Origin of the sequence: Mesorhizobium sp. M5C.F.Ca.ET.164.01.1.1, assembly GCF_004792125.1 — a bacterium.
Lineage (GTDB): Bacteria > Pseudomonadota > Alphaproteobacteria > Rhizobiales > Rhizobiaceae > Mesorhizobium > Mesorhizobium wenxiniae.
Genome location: NZ_SRTG01000586.1, coordinates 1 through 286 on the forward strand (window position 1 = coordinate 1; position 286 = coordinate 286).

General features: G+C 74.5%; 1 protein-coding gene. It reads right to left on the minus strand.

Translation table 11 applies throughout. From position 1 onward, the window contains the following. Nucleotides 1-286, minus strand: a 286-nt coding sequence (locus EN807_RS34870; protein ID WP_246684546.1) for an enoyl-CoA hydratase-related protein, incomplete at both ends; no start/stop codon positions are given.

Below are 286 nucleotides of genomic sequence, written 5' to 3' on the forward strand. Positions count from 1 at the left end.
TTCGCCGCGCCGACCAGGCGCGGCAGGCGCACCGTGCCGCCGCCGCCCGGCAGCAGGCCGAGCTTTACCTCGGGCAGGCCGAGCCTGGCGGCTTGGTCGGCGACACGGAAATGGCAGCCGAGCGCCAGTTCCAACCCGCCGCCCAGCGCCGTGCCATGGATGGCGGCGACCGTCGGCTTGGCGATGGTCTCGAGCAGCGCCACGATGGCGCGCAGCTCCGGCTGCTGCACCGGCTTGCCGAATTCGGTGATGTCCGCGCCGGCGACGAAGGTCCGCCCGGCGCAGG